This window comes from Blautia fusiformis, assembly GCF_020686995.1.
GTDB classification, from domain to species: domain Bacteria; phylum Bacillota; class Clostridia; order Lachnospirales; family Lachnospiraceae; genus Blautia_A; species Blautia_A fusiformis.
The window spans coordinates 106,882-123,791 of record NZ_JAJEPT010000010.1; the positions used below are offsets into that span (position 1 = coordinate 106,882).

11 protein-coding genes are annotated in these 16,910 nt (G+C 43.0%); 8 read left to right on the top strand and 3 right to left on the bottom strand.

The genetic code is table 11. The features are described from left to right. Positions 1-113 precede the first annotated feature (113 nt). The 3 genes from LKD46_RS10100 to LKD46_RS10110 are packed head-to-tail and all read left to right on the top strand — an operon-like array spanning position 114 to position 5,580. On the top strand, positions 114-1,154 hold the full coding sequence (locus LKD46_RS10100; protein WP_059086820.1) for an aldo/keto reductase: 1,041 nt from the start codon (positions 114-116) through the stop codon (positions 1,152-1,154). Beyond that, the gene (locus tag LKD46_RS10105; protein ID WP_118368603.1) at positions 1,151-2,299 is read left to right on the top strand and encodes an exonuclease SbcCD subunit D; all 1,149 of its coding nucleotides are present in this window, start codon (positions 1,151-1,153) and stop codon (positions 2,297-2,299) included. Before LKD46_RS10100 ends, LKD46_RS10105 begins: the two co-directional genes overlap by 4 nt. Further along, positions 2,296-5,580, top strand: coding sequence for an SbcC/MukB-like Walker B domain-containing protein (locus tag LKD46_RS10110; RefSeq protein WP_227574091.1), 3,285 nt, complete (start codon positions 2,296-2,298; stop codon positions 5,578-5,580). The genes LKD46_RS10105 and LKD46_RS10110 overlap by 4 nt, the downstream gene beginning before the upstream one ends. Here LKD46_RS10110 and LKD46_RS10115 read toward each other — a convergent pair. Then, positions 5,574-7,145: a response regulator transcription factor gene (locus tag LKD46_RS10115; RefSeq protein WP_118368601.1), complete on the bottom strand. Its 1,572-nt coding sequence runs from the start codon at positions 7,143-7,145 to the stop codon at positions 5,574-5,576. The two genes, LKD46_RS10110 and LKD46_RS10115, sit on opposite strands and share 7 nt — an antisense overlap. Then, entirely contained in the window at positions 7,142-8,887 is a 1,746-nt protein-coding gene (locus LKD46_RS10120; protein WP_092070120.1) for a sensor histidine kinase, read from the bottom strand. Before LKD46_RS10120 ends, LKD46_RS10115 begins: the two co-directional genes overlap by 4 nt. Positions 8,888-9,043: 156 nt before the next feature. Here LKD46_RS10120 and LKD46_RS10125 point away from each other — a divergent pair, with 156 nt between their 5' ends. The 4 genes from LKD46_RS10125 to LKD46_RS10140 are packed head-to-tail and all read left to right on the top strand — an operon-like array spanning position 9,044 to position 12,961. Next, on the top strand, positions 9,044-10,333 hold the full coding sequence (locus LKD46_RS10125) for an ABC transporter substrate-binding protein (protein WP_015525935.1): 1,290 nt from the start codon (positions 9,044-9,046) through the stop codon (positions 10,331-10,333). A gap of 60 nt (positions 10,334-10,393) precedes the next feature. After that, the gene (locus LKD46_RS10130; protein WP_021651521.1) at positions 10,394-11,281 is read left to right on the top strand and encodes a carbohydrate ABC transporter permease; all 888 of its coding nucleotides are present in this window, start codon (positions 10,394-10,396) and stop codon (positions 11,279-11,281) included. Then, positions 11,281-12,099, top strand: coding sequence for a carbohydrate ABC transporter permease (locus LKD46_RS10135; RefSeq protein WP_021651520.1), 819 nt, complete (start codon positions 11,281-11,283; stop codon positions 12,097-12,099). Before LKD46_RS10130 ends, LKD46_RS10135 begins: the two co-directional genes overlap by 1 nt. Positions 12,100-12,112: 13 nt before the next feature. Beyond that, the gene (locus tag LKD46_RS10140) at positions 12,113-12,961 is read left to right on the top strand and encodes an MBL fold metallo-hydrolase (protein ID WP_021651519.1); all 849 of its coding nucleotides are present in this window, start codon (positions 12,113-12,115) and stop codon (positions 12,959-12,961) included. 110 nt (positions 12,962-13,071) lie between these two features. Here the strand turns inward: LKD46_RS10140 and LKD46_RS10145 are convergent, their stop codons facing one another. Then, positions 13,072-14,556 (bottom strand): DUF1846 domain-containing protein, encoded by a 1,485-nt coding sequence (locus LKD46_RS10145; RefSeq protein WP_015525931.1) that lies wholly within the window; start codon positions 14,554-14,556, stop codon positions 13,072-13,074. A 175-nt stretch (positions 14,557-14,731) separates the two neighbouring features. Here LKD46_RS10145 and ftsH point away from each other — a divergent pair, with 175 nt between their 5' ends. Continuing rightward, positions 14,732-16,870 carry an ATP-dependent zinc metalloprotease FtsH gene (gene ftsH, locus LKD46_RS10150; RefSeq protein WP_118368600.1) on the top strand — a complete coding sequence of 713 codons (2,139 nt, stop codon included), beginning with the start codon at positions 14,732-14,734 and terminating at the stop codon, positions 16,868-16,870. Positions 16,871-16,910 lie beyond the last annotated feature (40 nt).

Sequence of the window (16,910 nt, forward strand, 5' to 3'; positions counted from 1 at the left end):
CCGGAGGATTTTTTTGTGCCGTGGTATATGGATAGTTGGGAAATATACTGTTCGGATCTACGGAAAAAAGTTATAATAGAAAAAGATATATATGAATACGGGAGGTTACGTAGATGAAATATATACAGCTGAACAATACAGATCTGAACATCAGTCCTATCTGCCTCGGAACAGCAGGATTTGGAGATAAATCAGACCTGGAAAAAAGCTTTGAGATTCTGAACGCATTTGTACGCGCAGGTGGAAATTTTATTGATACGGCAAATGTCTATTGCAAATGGCTAAAAGGACATGGAAACTGCAGTGAGCAGATCATAGGAAAATGGCTGAAAGAGAGTGGCATGCAGGGAAAAGTTATTGTGGCAACGAAGGGCGCGCACTATTCCTTTGAGGATCCGGGCCGCAGCAGAGTGAACAAAGAAGATATCCGCATGGACCTGGATGAGAGCTGCCGTACACTGGGAAAAGATGAGATGGATTTTTACTGGCTTCACAGAGATGATCCGGAGAAACCGGCGGAGGAAATCGTGGATATTCTGGAAGAATTGAAAAAAGAAGGCCGGATCCGTTATTATGGATTTTCCAATTACCGCACAGAGAGGCTGAAAGAAATTGCTCAGTGTCTGAGAGAACGAAATCTTTCAGGGATCACAGCAGTATCCAATCAGTGGAGTCTTGCAGGAATCAATCCCGGAGGAAATACAAATCCGGATCCTACACTTGTGGAGTTTTCCAGAGAAGAATATCAGTGGCACTGTGAGACAGGTGCTGCTGCCGTTCCGTTTTCTTCCACTGCAATGGGATTTTTTTCAAAACTTCAGAAAATGGGGCTTTCCTGTACAGATGCAGAGGTGGATGCATCCTGGATGCGGGAGAAGGAAACACAGATCACAGGTCTTTCAGAAAGTATGAAAAGATCCTACTGGAACGAGACAAACCTTCGCACCTATCAGAAGCTGTTAAAGCTGCAGAAAGAAACTGGCCACAGCCTGCAGGCCCTGTCTTTGGCATACTTTTTCCATCAGCCATTCCAGACTGTGCCTGTAACCGGCGTCAGCAATCCTTCACAGCTAAAAGATGTACTGGATGCCTGTGAGATCGATCTTGCACCGGAACTGTTCGGAGGCTGGGTGAGCGCAGGAGGTGATCGATGAAACTGATCCATTTATCAGACCTTCACCTAGGAAAACGAGTCAATGAGTTTTCCATGATCGAAGATCAGAAATATATTTTGAATGAAATTCTGAGAATCATTGATAAAGAAGAACCGGATGGAATTCTTCTTGCGGGAGATCTTTATGACAGGCCGGTTCCTTCTGCGGAGGCAGTGCAGCTTTTTGACCGGTTTCTTACCAGGCTTGCAAAGCGGAAGCTCCCGGTGTATGCCATCAGCGGAAATCATGACAGTGCGGAAAGGATCGCTTTCGGTTCACAGATCATGAGCAGCAGCGGGATCTGTATGTCCCCGGTATACGATGGAAAAACAGAAAAGTACTGTTTAACGGACAGCTATGGAGAAGTTTGGATCCATCTGCTTCCATTTGTGCGTCCGGCAACTGTGAGGCACGGACTGGAAGGAGAAGAAGAGGTGGATGAGATCCGTACCTACCAGGAGGCAGTGCAGGCGGCAGTTGCACATATGGAGATTGATAAACGTTATCGCAATGTATTGATCGCCCATCAGTTTGTGGTCGGTGCCATGCGCTGTGATTCTGAAGAGATCTCCGTTGGAGGTATCGACCAGGTGGAGGCAGATGTGTTCCGGGATTTTGACTATGTGGCACTTGGCCATATCCACAGTCCTCAGAATGTGGGAAGCGAGCACATCCGCTACTGCGGAACTCCTTTGAAATATTCTTTTTCCGAGGCAGGACAGCAGAAATCCGTGACAGTTGTGGAGCTTCTGGAAAAAGGAAATTTCAGGATCAGGGCGATTCCGCTGAAGCCTCTTCGGGATATGCGAAAACTGAAAGGCACATACATGGAGATCACATCACTGTCCAGTTATCAGGACACAAACACAGAGGATTATGTGCAGATCACGCTGACAGATGAAGAAGATATCGTAGATGGAATGCAGAAGCTCCGTACTGTTTATCCGAATCTGATGAGGCTGGAATATGATAACCGACGTACAAGAGAAAACCAGGAAATCGCAGGTACAGAAACGGTGAAAAGGAAATCCGAGCTGGAATATTTCGAGGAATTTTTTGAACTGCAGAATAACCAGCCCATGAATGAAGAACAGCGGAAATATTCCGAAGATCTGATCCGTAAGATCCAGGAGGTGAGACAATGAGACCGGAAAAACTGACCATCAGTGCCTTCGGGCCCTATGCAGATAAAACAGAGATTGATTTTTCAAAGCTTGGAGAGGGCGGTCTCTACCTGATCACCGGTGACACCGGAGCGGGAAAAACTACGATCTTTGATGCGATCACCTTTGCGTTATATGGAAGAGCCAGTGGAGAGGTAAGGGAATCCGCCATGTTCCGGAGTAAGTATGCAAAAGATTCCACGGAGACTTTTGTGGAGCTTGTTTTTTCCTATCAGGGGAAAACCTATCACGTGCGCCGAAGTCCGGAATATATGGCTCCGAAAAAAAGAGGCACCGGACAGACTCTTAGGAAAGCTGAGGCACAGCTGATCTATCCGGATGACCGGCAGCCGGTGACAAAGGCAAAAGATGTTACTGTGGCAGTGGAACAGCTTCTGGGACTGAGTTATGATCAGTTCACACAGATCGCAATGATCGCCCAAGGGGATTTCCAGAAATTACTTCTGGCAGGAACTACACAGAGAGGAGAGATCTTCCGACAGCTCTTTCACACAGGACTTTATCAGCAGATTCAGATGAAACTTAAGGATGCGTCAATAGCCAGATATAAGGAATATGATGAAATGCGCCGCAGTATTGCCCAGTATTTGGATGGAGTGAAAACGGAGACTGCTTCATGGCAGGAGGCAGAGGAATTTGACGAACTGAAAAAGATAAAATTCGAGGGAAAACTGGAGCGGAGTCTGGAACTTCTGAAGCAGTTTCTGGAATATGGTGAAGCACAGGAAAAAGAGCTCCGGGAAAAAGAAGACTCGCTTAATCAGGATATACGAAAATCAGAAGAGGCACAAAATCTTGTGGCTCAGAAACGAAATCTGGAGCTGAAAAAGAAAAAAGCGGAAAAAGATCTGGAAGAATTAACACCACTTCTACAGCTTGCAGTAGAAGTGGCGGAAAAATATAAAGATGCAGATCACAGATGTGAAGAGCTTGGAATCAGGATCCGTGAAAAAGAAGAAAAGCTGAAAAAATATCAGGAGCTGGAAAAGCTGAAAAAAGAGCTGGAAACAATCGAAGGAAAGCTTGAAACAGTCAGTGAAAAAAAAGAGAAGGATATTTCCGAAGAGCAGCTTTTGCAGAAAAAAGATGAGGAAGAAAAAAAACGCCTTTCAATACTGGCAGATGCAGGAGAAGAACTACAAAAATACAAGTTTGAGTACGATAAACTGGACAGTGAAAAACGAAGCTATGATAGCTGTCTGCTGACGGAAGAAGAGATCAAAAAAGAACAGAAACAGATAGATGGATGGCAGGAAGAAATCATCCGGAAAGAAACGCAGCAGAAGGAAGAGCTGGAGCAGCAAAAGAAAGACAAGGCGCTGTTGGACAGCGCGGAGCTGGAACTTCAGAAGGCAGAGACGAAAAAGACAGAAGGGCTTCGGAAAAAGAAAGAATTAGAAGGACTGATTGCTCTGGTTAAGGAGTTTCAAGGGGCTTATAATGCCACGAAAGAGCAGCAGGAAAAATATAAGATTTCCATTGAAAAAGTACAAAAGCAGAGAGAAGTTTACCAGAAACTGTTTCAGAGTTTTCTGGACGCGCAGGCAGGGCTCCTGGCGCAGGAACTGAAAGAGGGTTGCCCATGCCCGGTATGTGGTTCTTTCGAGCATCCGCGTCCGGGAATACTTCCCAAAGGACAGGTTGTGGATCAGGAAATCCTGGACAGAGAGAAACAAAAACTGGACAGACTGGAGAATGACGCAAATACGCAGAGTGTGGAAGCAGGAAAACGAAAAGAACGCCAGAAAACATTATGGCATCAGATCCAGAGGGAGGCACAAGAGCTTTTACATGAGACGGAATGGAAAAAGCTGATCCCTTTGCTGAAAGAAAAACAGGACCAATGTGAAAAGCAGCTGGCAGACAGCGAGGAAGAGATTCGCATAGCAATAGAACGTAAAAAAAAGAAGAACGAAACAGAAACGTGGATCGAAAAGCTGGAAACAGAGATCGTTCAGTTACAGGAAGAGAAAAATCAATGTGACAGAAAACAGGCCGGTCTTCAGACAAGAGACGTGGAAAACAAAAAGCAGCAGCAGATAACAGCAGAAGAGATCCGAAAACTGATTCAGAAAAGTCTGGTGTCAGGAAATGGAGAAGTGACGGACAACACAGCTGCAGGATTTGAAAGACAGATACAGGATATGCTCAGCTGCCTGTCAGAAAAAGTTCAGGGAAAGGAAAAAGAAGCAAAACAGAAACAGGATCTTGAGAAGCTGATCATAGAAAGAGAAAAGACTCTGAAAGAACTGGGAAGAGTTATCAATGAAGCTGTACAGGACATCGTACGTCTGGAAACAGAGAGGAAGAATAAAGCACAGAAAGTGGATGAGCTGAACGAAGAGCTCGGAGAAGGTGGAAAAGAATCTCGGGAACAGGAAATAAAAACACAGAGGAAGCTGTATGAAGAGCTGAAAGAAAGCAGCAGAAGAGCTCAACAGAAATTACAGGAGATCCGGGCGGAAAAGGAAAGAATAACAGCGGTTGTAAAAAACTTTGAGGAGCAGAAAAAAGAAATCGGAGAAGTAGATGAGGATGCGCTCAGAGAGCAGTACAGCCGTTTTAGGGAAGAGAAAACACAGCTTTCGGAAAAACGAAAAGCACTTTTTTCTGTTCAGAAGGGAAATGAGGAAATATATCATAAAGTGCAGGTACGTCAGACGGAAATGACTGCGGCGGAAAAAGAATATGTCTGGATGAAAAATCTTTCGGATACAGCCAATGGAAAACTGAACGGAAAGGCAAAGATCGAGCTGGAAACTTATATCCAGATGGCATATTTTGACCGGATCCTGCGAAGAGCCAATCTCCGTCTTATGACCATGAGTAGCGGTCAGTACGAACTGAAACGCCAGGAGCAGAGCAAAAATCAGAAAGAAAAAGCAGGTCTCGATCTGAATGTCATAGATCACTATAACGGAACAGAACGAAGTGTAAAGACATTGTCCGGTGGGGAATCCTTCCAGGCATCTCTGTCCCTTGCACTGGGCCTGTCTGATGAGATCCAGGCCTGCGCAGGGGGAATCCGGCTGGATTCCATGTTTGTAGATGAAGGATTCGGATCCTTGGATGAGGAATCCCTGGAACAGGCCCTGAAAGCCCTGACAAGTCTGGCCGACGGAAAACGTCTGGTAGGAATTATCTCACATGTGTCAGAATTGAAGGAACGGATCGAAAATAAGATCATCGTCACCAAAAAATGTGGTGGGGATGGTGTGGGAAGCAGTATAAAAATTCAGTGAAAACGGCAGGAAATCTTCCGATAATCATTGGGAGTCATACCAGTTTGCTGCTTGAAAATACGGCTGAAGTAACGAAAATTGGGATATCCTACCATGTGGGATATCTCATTTACGTGATAGGAAGAAGTTTTCAGCAATTCTTTAGCTTTCTGGATACGCAGATCGGTAAGAAGATCCGTAAAATTTTTGCCGGTTGTCTGTTTGATCAGTCTGCTGATATAAGGAGTACTTCGGTTAAATTCATCGGCGATACTGTATAGGCTCAGAGGTTTTTCATAATTTGCGCGGATATATTCAATCAGCTGACTGGTCAGGTAGTTGTTTTTATTAATTTTATCAGTATTCAGAAGGCCTGCAATCTGAAACATCCAGTCCTGAAATATTTCAGTCTTTTTTTCCGGAAGTGAGGAGGTTGAAAAAAGCTCTTTCTGTGTTTTGGTGATCTGACGTACCGAATCTGACAGTTCCGTGGAAGCTGACTGAAAAAAAGAAAGAAAAAGAGTCATAAAACTATACATAAAACTGTTGAACTCATCAGGAGTTTGCCGGGTGAAAAACTGGGAGATCTCATCAAAATGCCTTTGAATCATTGTTTTGTCACCGGAAGACAGGGAATTGAGAAGAACCTGAAAATAGTTGGATTTTTCATACATGACAGCAACGGGGTTGGTTTCCAGATCACGGTAGAGCATGACAAAATGACTGGAATTTTTCAGGGTATTAAAAATTTCTACAGTCTGGCTTCGAAGCAGGGGAATTTCAGACAGATTCTCAGAGTGACTGCTGATGGCTGCGGACATGAGAACGTGATTCTTTTTTAGTTCCCCATGTATGAAATTAGTTATTTTTGTAAGTTGTTTTTCATCAATGTCCGGACATAAGGAATACAAAGCGTTTCCATAAGAAAAAATAAGAGCTCCCGGAATCTGTTCCTGAAGATAATGTTCGGCGATATGCGTAAAGTAATATTCTTTTTCCAGATCTTTTGAAACTGTTGTAGAACATTTGCAGTATAAAAGGTAATAGCTTTTAATATGATCCAGGCGGAGCATGGTGACTTCTTCATGAAAAGAAGAAGAAAGGGAAGTGGTGTTCCTGAAAAGTAACCGTTCAAAAAAATCTTTTTGAAGATTTCTGATATTTTCTTTTAGATAGGATTCATATTTTTTGCGCATGATCGCCTGATTTTTCCGTTCGGTGATAGTATGTATAGCTTTCAATACGGATTCTTTCAGGACGTTTTCGTCTACTGGTTTTAGGATATAATCGAAAACATGGTTTTTAATCGCTGTCTGTGCATACTTGAAATCAGAAAAACCGGTAATCAGTATTACGATCTTATCTGGAAAATTATTATGCACGAAAGAAGAAATATACAGGCCGTCTTTTCCTGGCATACGGATATCCGTAAGAATGATATCTGGTTGCTGAGAGGATATGATCTCCAGTGCTTTTGCTGCATTGTCAGAAGTAAAAATATTCTCTTTTTCTGTAAAAATCTGTGAAATATACATTTTAAGTTTTTCCAGGATGATCTTTTCATCATCAACGATCAGAATTTTCATTTTGTCAGGTCCTCCCTTTGATGTATTTGTGGAATACGGATCGTAACACACACAGAAGTACGGTCTTCCATATTTTCAAGAAGCAGTCCATAGGAATTTCCGAATTGGGACCGTAGCCGCATCTGAATATTTATAAGCCCAATGCTTTTCTGGTCGGAAAAAGAAGTTTGTGATACAGAGTGAATCTTTTCAATTACCTGGTGAGAAAACAGGGGGCCGGTGTTATAGACTTTGATCAGTACATCGTCTTTAAAAGTAAATAATTGAATAGAAAGAAAGCCATTTTCCACAGATTCACTGATACCATGTATGATAGCGTTTTCAACGACCGGCTGTATGATCAGTTTTGGGATATACAGATCTTCCATGGGATCGTTACATTCGATCAGAAAAAGAAGCCGATCCTGGAAACGCATTTTCTGAATATCCAAATATTCTCTTACGTAATTAAGATCTTCTGAAATAGGAAGAAGATCAGGGCCTTTGATGCTCATTCGCATGATATCAGCCAGTTTTGGAACGATATCTGTGATTTGCGCTGTTTTTCCAAGAGATGCCAGGCTTGAGATACAGTCCAGGGTATTGTAAAGAAAATGTGGGTTGATCTGTGCCTGAAGCGTTTTCAGCTCTGCGTTTTTTAGAAGAATCTGTTGTTCCGTGATCTTCTTTCCGGATTCCTGAAGGCGCAGGAGCATATGGTTGTATTCCTTTGTCAGCTCAGAAAATTCGTTGCTGGAAACTGTGTGGATCAGGGCGGTTTCATCGGCAACAGAAGTTTGTTTTAACTTAGTGATAAAAACCTGAAATTCCTGGGATATGGTTCTTGAAATCTGAATAACAGCGAAAACCAGTATCAAGAGAAAAAATATGGAAATAACCAGTAGCTGACGCCATACACGATTGATCGAATGAAATGCGCCGGTTGTGTTGAGAAGCCCTCCGATTTGTAAGAAATCGTTTACAGAATAGCGGATGGCATAAAAATTACTATTCCCCCTGTGGGAGTGATAATTCATATTCATGCTGGCTGTGACGGATGGGGCATAGGGGGAAGTTGTATATACCAGGTCACTATTTTGAAAAAGGGAATAATAACTATATTCAGAATCCTGATGCTCCGTGATCATATCCTCCATAAACCGGATATTGATCTCAGTCAGTAAAATACCGATCTTCTTTTCCGGTTTCTGAATGTCAAAAATATTTTTGGCAGCAGTGATGGTATAAGGTTCCTTTGGAGAATAGTAATAACAGAGAGTTCCCTTTGGTTGTTTTAGATACTCACTGAGCTGCTCCAGTTTTTGCTCCTGTTGTTCCAGGGTGGAATTATAAATAGTCTGATTGGAAATGATCCCATTATCGGTCAGAACAATATAAACCCGTTGAATTTTAGACTGAGCACCTAAAAGATATGTGGAGAAAAGGGTGTTACACTGGGACTGAACTTCTTCCGGACTGAGCTTTTTATCTGCATAGGAATGGATCAGAGACTGAATTTCTGTTCCGTAAAGCAGCAGATCAATGTTGGAGTTCAGTGAGGAAAAATAACTGGCTGTATTTTTTGCGATAGACAGAGTATTCTCTTCATGTTCCAGAAGAATATTGTTACGGGATTCTTTTACATAAATCATATAAAAAGAAGATAATAAAATGATATAACTGAGAATCACAACTGGAAGAACGATGACAAGAATTCGAAATTTTATAGAGTGTTCTTTAAATTTTGCAGTAATAGAAAACAATTCTTACCCCTCCTTTCGGTATTATTATATAATGATGAGTAAAAAAAACCAATACATATTATGAAAAGTGACACATAATGTCAAGAAGTGTGCACTGTTTTGATATTAAAAATTATAATATAATGAGTTCATCAAAAAAGAACGGAGGGTTTACAAATGAAGAGAAGAAAGGTGACAGCGTGCGCAATGGCAGCGCTCATGGCAATGGGGCTTGTTGGAACAGTGATGCCGGTTTACGCAAAAAGTAATCTGAAAAATGTAGACGATGTAGTTGAGATCAAGATGGCAGTGTGGACTTCCGGAGCTGCGGATATTTACAATAAAGCAGCGGAAGGGTTTAATCAGACTCATGATAATATAAAATTATCTGTGGAGATGCAGTCCGGAGATTATAACCAGTATCTTGGAGCAAAGACAGCGGCAAAAGATCTGCCGGATCTTTTTGAAGTAAGTTCTTATTCTCAGGTATATGATTTTGCACAGAACGGGCTGCTGGCAGACGTAAGCGATCATGAGTTTGTGGACAAACTTTATGACAATGCAAAAGAAGCAGTTACTTATGATGGCAAAGTGTGGGGATTTCCACAGATGTATGAATGGTGGGGTGTACTTTATAATAAAGATCTTTTTAAAAAAGCAGGAATTGAAAAAGTGCCGGAAACTTTTGATGAGATGAAAGCAGTCTGTGAAAAACTTCAGGCTGCGAATATTACACCATTTACCGCTATTTATAAAGATAACTGGACAGTAAGTCAGGAATTCTGCTCCTTATTCGGAGGAGTACTTGGTGGAAAAGATAAGATCGACAGCTGGCTGGATTCCATGAATAAGGGAGAAGGGAGCTTTAAGGTGGATGGCGTAGACAGAGTCTTTGATTTTATGGATCTTATGAAAGAAAATTCCGGACAGAATTATATGGATTCGGATGCGGCCACAGGATTTTATGCATTTGCAAACCAGGAAGCAGCAATGATCTTTCTTTCAGATGCGGCAACGATTTCTGTAGGAAGTGTAACACAGGATCTTCCCATCGGATTTTTTGCAGTTCCAGTAAGTGATAACGCAGATGATGCAGAAGTTGTGGCATGTGCAACAGATGCGATCGTGGCCAACGCAAACGGGGAACACTTGGATGAAGCCCTGGAAGTGCTTGATTATATCGGAGATGGCGGGGACTGGCTGAAAACAGTGACCAACAGCTACGGCGGCTTTATGGCTTGCATGGACATTGAAGCAGATGATGAAATTGCAAGTAAGGATTATTATAAAGATCTGAAAGCGTATATGGATGCAGGAAAGGTCAGAAGTACTTTGTGGAATCAGCTTCCAAGCGGAGCAAGCGATGTTCTGGGCGATGATGTTCAGGGATATTTTGCAGGAATAACCGATGAAGATCAGACACTGGATGCTCTTGATGAAGGATTTAAAAAGCTTGCAGAAGAATAAACACACAGGAAAACAGGCGGACTTTTAAAAGTCCGCCTGCTATATACGGGGGTAGGAAACATGTCGGACATTTTATACAGAAAACAGAAAAAATATTATTTCCTTCTTGTGCTGCCGGCACTGTGTATTTATACTTTTGCGCTGGCAGGACCGTTAATTTTTGGAACGATCCCGAATTCGTTTTTCAGTTGGAATCTGATCAAAGGAACGCATAACTGGATCGGAATAAAAAACTTTGTCGATTTGGTTCATGATAGAGATTTTATACAATCTATGTTTTTGACGTTTAAACTTGCAGTGGTTACGATTGTTCTGACCAATGTACTGGCTTTTTTTATAGCTCTGGCGTTGAATACACATATTTTCGGTAAGCCAGTGATCCGGGCGTTCTTTTTTATTCCGAATATTATCAGTGGAGTTATGATCGCCCTGGCGTGGACATTTATTTTTCAGAAAGTAACGCCAATAATTGGAGAACTTTTACATTCGGAAGCAGTAACAGGGTTTAGCTGGTTCGGGAGTTCAACGGCAGCATTTGCGGCGGTATCAGTGGTTACCGTGTGGCAGGGCCTGGGATTTTTGATGATCCTTTACATCACAGGTTTGCAGTCGATTCCTCTTGATGTGATGGAAGCGGCATGCATTGACGGATGTGTGGGACTGAATCGTATTATAAAAATCCAGCTTCCGCTTCTGATGCCAACGATTACGATCAATCTGTTTGTATCTATTGCAAATGCATTTAAAGCATTTGATATTAACTACGCTTTAACCGGCGGCGGACCTTCAAAAACAACACAGACGATCGCCATGAATATTTATGATGACGCATTTGGAACTTTTAATATGGGGTATGGCTGTGCGAAATCGGTGATCCTGTTTTTGATCATAGCAGCAATTTCCTTGATTCAGCTTAATATTACTAGAAAAAGAGAGGTGCAGTCATAATGACATGGAAAAAGAAAATTGCAGGTACCGCAGCAATGTTTATATTAGGCTTTATTTTTATTTTACCGGTATTGTGGATCGTTATGAATTCAATTAAAACAAGTCCGGAAATTGCGGCTGATTTTCTGGCATTACCAAAGTCTTTATATCTTGATAATTTTAAAAATGCCATGGAAAGCATGAATTTTTTAGTTGCATTAAAAAATTCTGTTGTGATTACATTGGGAGCTATGCTGGGAGGGCTGTTCGTATCGTTTGCCGGTGCTTTCGGAATCTCACATCTTCGTGGGAAAATCTCACAGAATCTGTATCTGTATTTTGTTTTCGGACAGATCGTGCCGTTTCATGCAGTTATGATTCCTATTTCTGTACTTGCTACAAATACCAATCTTACCAATTCCCTTGGAGGAATTATCATTCTTGATATTGGATTCTTCTGTGCGTTTGGAATTCTGACGTTTACGGGATTTTTGAAAAATGTACCTCGGGAGCTGGAAGAAGCAGCCGCAATAGATGGATGTGGAGTTTTTCGAATTATGACGCAGATCGTATTTCCACTTGTTAAACCAGCAACGGTTACCATTGGTGTATTGTTTTTTATGTGGTCCTGGAATGACTTTCTGCTTCCCAGTATTCTCATTGGAGACAGTGAACTGAGACCGCTGACGGTAAATCTTTTCATGTTCAGAAGTGCTACCAGCACACAGTGGAATCTGTTTATTGCAGGACTTACCTTGTGTATTATTCCCACAATTATCCTTTACATCTGTGCACAAAAATATATTACAAGCGGACTGACAATGGGAGCTGTAAAATAAAGGAGGAATGAAGATGCAGTTATTCAGGATCATTCCGTTGGAAAAAGATCTGTGGGCGATCAATGAAATAGATAAGACGGTTATGTATGTGATAAATGGAACAGAAAGAGCTCTTCTTCTGGATACGGGACTGGGACTTACCGATTTAAAAGAAGAAGTTTTGAAACTTTGTGGAGAAAAATCTCTGATTGTTGTAAATACTCATGCTCATGTGGATCATAATTCAGGAAATTATCAATTTGAAGAAGTATGTGTGGGAAGGTATGACGAACCTTTTTCCCATCAGATCGTAGACCAGGAGCTGAGAGAAATGTCTGAGCTCATGTTCTTTGAAATTCCTGAAAAAGAGGGATTTTCGTTTGAAATGTGGAATCCCGGACCGGCAAGAAAAATCTGTACAGTCAGGGATGGGGATATCTTTGATCTGGGAGATAAAAAACTTAAAGTTCTGGAAGTTCCCAGTCATACCCTGGGGTGTATTGCATTGTTTGAGGAGAAGAAAGGATGGCTTTTTACAGGAGATATCATGCTCACCTGGGAAGTGTGGGGACATTTGAATCCTGGAAAAAGTCCGCTTGCCCCATCTGCTTCTTTGCGTGTATACTATGAAAGCCTTTTAAAATTGAAGAAAATCAGAAAAAAAGTAAGCAGCGTTTTTCCTGCTCATGTCTGCGAAAAAGAAAAAGACTGTTATAAAAAGTATGCGTTATCTCCAGAAATTATAAATATATATTGTGACGGAATTGAGAAAATATTTTCAGGAGAACAGAAAGGTGAACCTTATTTTCATATGGTCGAAAACGGAAGTGTTGTGAAATTTACAACAGGTGGTATTGTCTATCAGAAAGATAGGATGAATTAAATAGGAAAATATCGGCAAGTTGATTGATTATAGATTCCCTCAAAAAAATCCCCTGTACGGTTCGGCGTTTGTACGTAGATCCGGCACAGGGGATTTTGGTGTTTATAAGATCAGACTTTCTGATATTCTTTCTTTTTCTCAGCCTTGGCTTCGCAGGTAAGCTCAACACCAAGCTTACGGAAGCTGATCACATCCACATCGGAAAGCATTACGGAAGTATGAGCCTGGCATCTACGGAGATTCGGGATCTGTTCCAGGGCAAGGCGTGCGGCATCGCTGGTTGCGGCACTCATGGAAAGGGCGATCAGAATCTCATCAATGTGAAGACGTGGATTTTTGCTTCCAAGATATTTGGTCTTCAGCTGCTGGATCGGATGGATGGCATCCGGAGAGATTACATGAAGCTCGTGATCGATTCCTGCCAGCTCTTTCAGGGCATTGAGAAGAAGAGCAGCGGATGCGCCGAGAAGATCGGAGGTTTTTCCGCATACGATCTTTCCGTCAGGAAGTTCCATAGCGGCGGCAGGGCCATTGGTTGCTTTTTCTTTTTCGAGGGCAGCCGGAACAACCTTACGGTCCGTGATCTCTGCATGAGCCTGCTGGAGAAGAAGCTCGATCTTACGTACCTCATTCTCTGTGCCGGAGCCGGAAACCAGAGCGTTCATGCTCTTATAATAACGGCGGATGATCTCCTGGCGGGAAGCCTCCTGGCATACTTCATCGTCAACGATGCAGTTACCTGCCATGTTGACACCCATATCTGTCGGAGATTTATAAGGGCAGCTGCCCATGATCTTCTCAAACATGGCCTGTACAACAGGGAAAACTTCTACGTCACGGTTGTAGTTGACGGTAGTTTTGCCGTAAGCCTCCAGATGGAACGGGTCGATCATGTTGACATCGTTCAGATCCGCAGTGGCAGCTTCGTAGGCAAGGTTTACCGGATGTTTCAGAGGAAGATTCCAGATCGGGAAGGTCTCAAATTTTGCATAGCCGGCTTTTACTCCTCGTTTGTATTCGTGGTAAAGCTGGGAAAGGCAGGTTGCCATCTTTCCACTTCCTGGTCCCGGTGCTGTGATCACGACCAGAGGTCTGGTAGTTTCAATATAATCATTCTTTCCATAACCCTCGTCACTTACAATAAAGGAAGTGTTGCTTGGATAGCCGGGGATCAGGTAAAGCTTGTAGACACGGATTCCCAGTTTCTCCAGACGTTTTTTGAAGAGATCGGCACTTTCCTGGCCGGAGTACTGTGTGATGCATACGCTTCCCACATACAGGCCACGGCTTGAAAACTCATCCATAAGACGGAGTACATCTTCGTCATAGGTGATTCCAAGATCGCCACGTATTTTATTCTTGTCAATGTCATTGGCACTGATAACAATAACGATCTCCGCCTGATCAGAAAGCTGCATCAGCATGCGGAGCTTGCTGTCCGGTTCAAAACCCGGAAGAACACGGGATGCATGGTAGTCGTCAAACAGTTTGCCGCCGAATTCAAGATAAAGTTTGTTGCCGAACTGACCGATTCTTTCACGGATGTGTTCTGACTGCATTTTCAGATATTTGTCATTATCAAAACCTATTTTCATTTGTCTGATTTCCTCTCCTCTTTAATTTTCCAAATCACTGGGAACAGTATACTACAACTTTACGTTCACTGGCAATATCCAATGCGGTGTTTTTTCGATGGTATTTTTGTAATCTCGCAGTTGATTTATATGGTTTTTCTCTTTATAATAAAGAAATGACAAGAGGAGGAAAAAAATGAATAATCAACTGAATAATGATCAGGACGGGAAGCGACCTGACAACAAAGATCCCAGGCAGGGATCAGGTAAAAATCATCAGTCGATTCTGGCTTTTCTGATATGCCTCCTGGTCACACTGGTGTGCTTCGCGTTGTTTACCAATATGCTGAAGGATAACAGCAGTGAGATCTCCTATGATAAATTTATCGATATGGTGGATAAGGACCAGGTTAAGGAAGTAACGATCCAGTCCAGTACATTGACGATCGTACCCAAGAAAAAGAATTCCAAGTACGAGGATATGAGCTATTACACCACGAAGACCGAAGACAGTACAGCACTTACCAAGAGACTGGAAGGAAAGGGAATCAAGTTTGAGACCGATCCGCCGGATGTTTTTGGTGAATTTGTTGCAATGATCCTGAGCGTGGTTCTGCCGACACTGCTTCTGTTCGGACTTCTGATGTTCTCCATGCGCCGCATGAACAAAGGCGGCGGGATCATGGGCATGGGCGTAGGCAAGAGCAAAGCCAAGGCATATGTGCAGCAGGAAACGGGCGTTTCCTTTAAGGATGTGGCAGGTCAGGATGAAGCCAAGGAATCTCTCCAGGAAGTTGTGGATTTTCTTCACAACCCCGGAAAATACACAGCCATCGGAGCCAAGCTGCCTAAGGGCGCACTTCTTGTAGGCCCTCCGGGAACCGGTAAGACATTACTTGCCAAGGCAGTTGCAGGTGAAGCGCAGGTACCGTTCTTCTCTCTTTCCGGCTCGGAATTTGTGGAGATGTTTGTGGGCGTGGGTGCCTCACGTGTCCGTGACCTTTTCGAGGAAGCCAAGAAGAATGCTCCGTGTATCGTATTTATCGATGAGATCGATGCCATTGGTAAAAGCCGTGATTCCCGCTATGGCGGCGGAAATGATGAGCGTGAGCAGACATTGAACCAGCTGCTTGCGGAGATGGATGGCTTTGATACATCCAAGGGACTTCTGATCCTTGCTGCGACCAACAGACCGGAGGTTCTTGATCCGGCTCTTCTCCGTCCGGGACGTTTTGACAGACGTGTGATCGTTGACAGACCGGATCTTAAAGGAAGGGTGGATATCTTGAAGGTACATGCCAAGAACGTACTTCTGGATGACACCGTTGATTTTGAAGCTATTGCACTTGCAACTTCCGGTGCGGTAGGCTCTGATCTTGCTAATATGATCAATGAGGCTGCGATCCTTGCAGTCAAGAAGGGACGTAAAGCTGTATCACAGAAGGACCTGGAAGAATCCGTAGAAGTAGTTCTGGTGGGAAAAGAGAAGAAGGACCGTATCTTAAGCAAACAGGAACGCCGGATCGTATCCTACCATGAAGTCGGACACGCACTGGTAAATGCACTCCAGAAGGATGCGGAGCCTGTACAGAAGATCACCATCGTACCCCGTACCATGGGAGCACTGGGTTACGTTATGCAGGTACCTGAGGAAGAAAAATATCTCAACACCAAGAAAGAACTGAAAGCTATGCTGGTAGGCTATCTTGGCGGACGTGCTGCTGAGGAGATCGTTTTTGACACAGTCACTACAGGTGCTGCCAATGATATTGAGCAGGCTACCAAGGTGGCCAGAGCCATGATCACACAGTATGGTATGTCTGAGAAGTTCGGACTGATGGGACTTGCTACACAGGAGAATCAGTATCTCAGCGGAAGAGCAGTTTTAAACTGTGGTGATGATACCGCAACAGAGATCGATCATGAGGTGATGAAGCTTCTCCACCATTCCTATGAGGAAGCCAAGAGGATCCTTGGAAGTCACAGAACAGAGATGGATAAGATCGCGGAATATCTGATCCGCAAGGAAACCATTACAGGTAAAGAGTTCATGAAGATCCTCCGTGCAGTTCAGCAGGGCCTGGATATCCCGGAGGATCTGGATGATCTGGTACTTTCCGAGGATGAAAAAGAAGTGTCCAATAAACAGGACATTGAAACGATTGTAGAAAATAACGAGACTGCAAAAAGTACAGAATCGGTTCAGTTCAGACCGGAGATATCCGGACAGGAACTGACAGAGGATATGCAGGCACCGGAGAAAACAGAAGAATCTGCTCAGACAACAGATGCTGATCATACAGAAACAGAAGAAAAGCCGGGATCACAGGCATAAAACAGATCATAAGAAAACCGGGAGAAATCCCGGTTTTCTT

What these genes read in the sequence shown, in the direction of transcription:
- ftsH (WP_118368600.1), top strand. Translation starts at nt 14,732, where the DNA reads ATGAATAATCAACTGAATAATGATCAGGACGGGAAGCGACCTGACAAC.
- LKD46_RS10115 (WP_118368601.1), bottom strand. Translation starts at nt 7,145, where the DNA reads ATGAAAATTCTGATCGTTGATGATGAAAAGATCATCCTGGAAAAACTT.
- LKD46_RS10105 (WP_118368603.1), top strand. Translation starts at nt 1,151, where the DNA reads ATGAAACTGATCCATTTATCAGACCTTCACCTAGGAAAACGAGTCAAT.
- LKD46_RS10130 (WP_021651521.1), top strand. Translation starts at nt 10,394, where the DNA reads ATGTCGGACATTTTATACAGAAAACAGAAAAAATATTATTTCCTTCTT.
- LKD46_RS10125 (WP_015525935.1), top strand. Translation starts at nt 9,044, where the DNA reads ATGAAGAGAAGAAAGGTGACAGCGTGCGCAATGGCAGCGCTCATGGCA.
- LKD46_RS10135 (WP_021651520.1), top strand. Translation starts at nt 11,281, where the DNA reads ATGACATGGAAAAAGAAAATTGCAGGTACCGCAGCAATGTTTATATTA.
- LKD46_RS10145 (WP_015525931.1), bottom strand. Translation starts at nt 14,556, where the DNA reads ATGAAAATAGGTTTTGATAATGACAAATATCTGAAAATGCAGTCAGAA.
- LKD46_RS10110 (WP_227574091.1), top strand. Translation starts at nt 2,296, where the DNA reads ATGAGACCGGAAAAACTGACCATCAGTGCCTTCGGGCCCTATGCAGAT.
- LKD46_RS10140 (WP_021651519.1), top strand. Translation starts at nt 12,113, where the DNA reads ATGCAGTTATTCAGGATCATTCCGTTGGAAAAAGATCTGTGGGCGATC.
- LKD46_RS10100 (WP_059086820.1), top strand. Translation starts at nt 114, where the DNA reads ATGAAATATATACAGCTGAACAATACAGATCTGAACATCAGTCCTATC.